This is a genomic window from Protofrankia sp. Cr1 (genome assembly GCF_963555865.1).
Taxonomy (GTDB): Bacteria; Actinomycetota; Actinomycetes; order Frankiales; family Frankiaceae; genus Protofrankia.
In genome coordinates this window covers 1-3,481 of the sequence record NZ_CAUVXO010000324.1, presented here as the reverse complement: position 1 = coordinate 3,481, position 3,481 = coordinate 1, and the positions used below count along the sequence as shown (strand labels likewise).

General features: G+C 68.9%; 3 protein-coding genes and 2 pseudogenes. 1 reads left to right on the top strand and 4 read right to left on the bottom strand.

What is annotated here, in order from left to right; all coding sequences use genetic code 11:
- Window positions 1-153: 153 nt before the first annotated feature.
- From U9980_RS20325 to U9980_RS20310, 4 genes and pseudogenes are all read right to left on the bottom strand, one after another.
- Window positions 154-1,134, bottom strand: coding sequence for a phosphotransferase family protein (locus tag U9980_RS20325; protein WP_416210338.1), 981 nt, complete (start codon window positions 1,132-1,134; stop codon window positions 154-156).
- Between the two features lie 26 nt (window positions 1,135-1,160).
- A pseudogene (locus U9980_RS20320) lies at window positions 1,161-1,412 on the bottom strand (acyl-CoA dehydrogenase); the annotation flags it as partial.
- 23 nt (window positions 1,413-1,435) lie between these two features.
- Window positions 1,436-2,245 (bottom strand): CoA ester lyase, encoded by an 810-nt coding sequence (locus tag U9980_RS20315; protein ID WP_322769371.1) that lies wholly within the window; start codon window positions 2,243-2,245, stop codon window positions 1,436-1,438.
- Window positions 2,242-2,748, bottom strand: a complete 507-nt coding sequence (locus U9980_RS20310) for a MaoC family dehydratase (RefSeq protein WP_322769370.1) — start codon at window positions 2,746-2,748, stop codon at window positions 2,242-2,244. The genes U9980_RS20315 and U9980_RS20310 overlap by 4 nt, the downstream gene beginning before the upstream one ends.
- 181 nt (window positions 2,749-2,929) lie before the next feature.
- Between U9980_RS20310 and U9980_RS28675 the strand changes: the two are divergent.
- Window positions 2,930-3,481, top strand: a pseudogene (locus U9980_RS28675) (dihydrodipicolinate reductase); the annotation flags it as partial.

The window sequence follows — 3,481 nt, the reverse complement described above, 5'->3', positions numbered from 1 at the left end:
ACACCCTGGGCGAGGTCGTCGTAGGTGCCCCGCTCCGTGGTGAAGGTGGGCTTGGCCGCGTCCCCGGATGTGCCCAGTTGCAGGTCCAGCCGTGCCCAGCGGGTGCCCCCGTTGGTGCTGTGGGGATTGCGGCCGCCCCCGACGCGGGCCGGGTCAGTCCGTGGTCTCGGCCAGCTCGGCCGCTGCCTTCATCGTGTCGACGATCACCGGCCCGAACGCCTGCAGCTTGTGGTCGTCCCCGGCCCGCTGGAAGCCCTTCTCCAGCACGATGGCGAGTTTCCACTTGGCGAGGATGATGTAGTAGTCGATGTCGTCTACCTGCCGGCCCGACACCTCGGCGTAGTGCGCGAGGACCTGCGAGCGGCTCGGCATACCCCGTAGGTCGACGTAGCTGACCGTGGACGCTGCCTCGGCCATGGTGTCCTCGGGCCAACTCTGGATCATCCAACCCAGGTCGAGCTTGGGGTCGCCGATGGTGCCCATCTCCCAGTCGACGACGGCGGCCAGCGTGGCCGGCGCTCCGTCGGCGAACATGACGTTGGCGAACTGGTAGTCGCCGTGCATGAGGCCCGGGATGTAGTCGATCGGGCGGTGGGCGCGCAGCCACGCCGAGGCGACGTCCATGCCCTCGAGCTCGCGGCCCTTGATCCGCTCGAAGAAGTTCGTCCACCGGTCGACCTGGCGCTCGTGAAAGCCGTCCGGACGGCCGAGGTCGTGCAGGCCCTTGGCTGCCCAGTCGACCTTCGACAACAGGGCGATGCCCTCGGCCAGCTGGTAGCCGAGCCCGGCCCGCGCGTCGAGATCGGTGTCAAATGGCGCCGGCCAGGTCTTGCGGCTGATCGGCGACCAGCCGTCGACGAAGCCCATCAGGTAGAAGGCGCGGCCGAGGACCGAGGTGTCGGCGCACATGGCGATGGCCTCGGTGTGGGGCACGTCGGTACCGTCGAGCGCCTCGATGATCCGCCACTCGCGGAGGATCCCCTCGTCGCGATCGGCCGGCGCGTTCTGTGGCGGGATCCGGATGACGCACCGGTTCTCGCCGCGGCGCAGCTCGTAGATCTCGTTCTGGGTTCCGCCCGACAGGAAGCGGTGCTCGAGCGGCTCGCCCTTGCCGGGCAGGTCGTTCTCGTCCATCCAGGCGGCAAGCCGCTCGAAGTTGATCACAGGTTCCCCACTTCGTACTCGAGGTAGTAGGCCAACGTCGCCTTGGCGACTTCCACCTTCTTCGGGATCCGCTCCGTGGGCCAGAGGTTGTCGCTCGGCCGGTAGTCCCGCAGAACCTGGCGGGCGACGGTGACCTTGTGGACCTCGGTCGGGCCGTCAGCGAGGCCCATGACGCCGGCGCTGTGGATCATGTGGAAGAACGGCACCTTGCTGGTCGTGTCAAGCGCACCGTGCACCTGCATCGCCCGCCGGATCCGCCGGCGAACGGGCGTCACTGCGGATGCTTGGCGAGAATGTGTTCGGCGTGGCGCAGGACGGGGGCGTCGACCATCCGGCCCTCGAAGGAGAACACACCGGCCGCCTGCCGGGCCGCCTGGAGTACCCGTCGGGCCCAGTCGACCTCCTCCGGCGAGGGCAGGAAGGCATGCCGGATGGCGGCGACCTGGTTGGGGTGGATGCACGCCTTCGCAGTGAATCCGCTGGCCGCCCCGTCCTGTGCCTCACCGACGAGTCCGTCCCGGTCGGCGATGTCGAGGTAGACGGAGTCGACGGCGACGCGCAGGTGGGCGCCGGCAGCGAGCAGGACACTGGCCCGCGCGTGCATGGCGATCTGGCGGTAGCGGCCGCTGGGGTCCCGGCTGGAACGTCCGCCGAGCGCGGCTACCAGGTCTTCGGCTCCCCACATGAGGCCGACGGTGTTGCCGACGGCGGCGATGGCCGGTGCGGCCAGCACCCCGCGCGGGGTCTCGCAGAGCGCGAGAACGTGGCGTGGTGCGAGTGCGGACACCTGCTCGGCCGTCTCGGTCTTGGCGAGCATCACGGTCTGGTACGGGGTGTCGGCGAGTACCGCCAGGTCCTCGGCGTAGTCGTCGGTGCCGGCCGGGTTGATCCGCACGATCGTGCGGATCGGGTCGAGCAGGGTCTCGCGCAGCGCTTGGCGGGCACGGGGTTTGTCCTCGGCGGCGACGGCGTCCTCCAGGTCGAGGATGACGCCGTCGGCCGCCGCGGCCGCCTTTGCGTATCGGTCGGGACGGTCGGCGGGGCAGAACAACAGCGCCGGTCCGGGCAGGTAGGTGGTCACCGACTCACCTCCGGGCCCGGATCGGAGCACAGCATCAGCGCGGAACGCACGGCGACTGCGACCACATCGCCGTCCTGGTTGCGTGCGGTGTGTTCGAAGGTGACCACGCCCTGGCCGGGTCGGCTGCGTGAGAGCCGCTTGTCCAGCACGGTCGTCTCGGCGTAGAGGGTGTCGCCGTGGAAGAGCGGCGCGGGGAAGCGGATGTCGGAGAAGCCGAGGTTGGCCACGGTGGTGCCCTGGGTGAGCTGGTTGACCGACAGGCCGACGAGGGTCGACAGGGTGAACATGCTGTTGACCAGGCGGCGGCCGAAAGGCTGGGTGGCGCTCCACGCCTCGTCGAGGTGCAGCGCCTGCGCGTTCATCGTCAACGTGGTGAACAGGGTGTTGTCGGCTTCGCCCACGGTCCGTCCGGGCCGGTGCACATACACAACGTCGATCTCCAGTTCGTCGAACCACAGGCCACGCTGCTCGATGCGACGGCGATGGTCGTCTGCGCCGTTCATCGGTTCACCTCCGTCGGTCGGGGCTTCGGTTTCGGTTGTTCATCTCGATGAAGCGGGGAAGGTGGATCGGTATTGACCATCTCTCTTTCGGAAAATAGCGTTTTCTCCGCTGGGGAGTGGAGGGTGCAGCGACGTGACAGGGGATCTCGACGGGTTACGGACGGCCGAGGGCCAGCGGGCATTGGACGCCACACCGCAGTACCGGGTCGTCCAATGGGCCACCGGGAACATCGGCGCCCGCGCGCTGCGGGCCGTCATCGAGCACCCGAACCTGACCGTGGCCGGGGTGTACGTCCATACGCCGGCCAAAGCGGGACGTGATGCCGGCGAGCTGTGCGAGCTGTGCGGGCTGTGCGGGCTCGGCACGACCGGGCTCGGCACGACCGGGCTCGTCGGCGACCCGGGGCGAGTTCCATCGTGCGGACAGCCTCGATCCCGCGGTTAGCGAGCGGGTCGAGGCCGCATGCGACCGCGGCGGTACCTCGATCCACACCACCGGCAGCAGTCCCGGGTTCATCACGGAGGCTGTCCCGCTGGTGTTGACCTCGATCCAGCGGCGGCTCGACAACCTGACGATCAGCGAGTTCGCAGATTTCTCGCAACGCGACTCGCCGGGGTTGCTCTTCGACGTGATGGGCTTCGGGAAGCCGCCCGCGGAGCTTGATGAACACCGGCTGACCCACGGACGGATCAGCTTCGGTCCGGATCGCCGCCGGCACCCTGGATGCCGGCA

Bases quoted from the DNA above. Each gene is read 5' to 3' on its own strand.
- U9980_RS20325 (WP_416210338.1), bottom strand. From the start codon at position 1,134: ATGGACGAGAACGACCTGCCCGGCAAGGGCGAGCCGCTCGAGCACCGC.
- U9980_RS20310 (WP_322769370.1), bottom strand. From the start codon at position 2,748: ATGAACGGCGCAGACGACCATCGCCGTCGCATCGAGCAGCGTGGCCTG.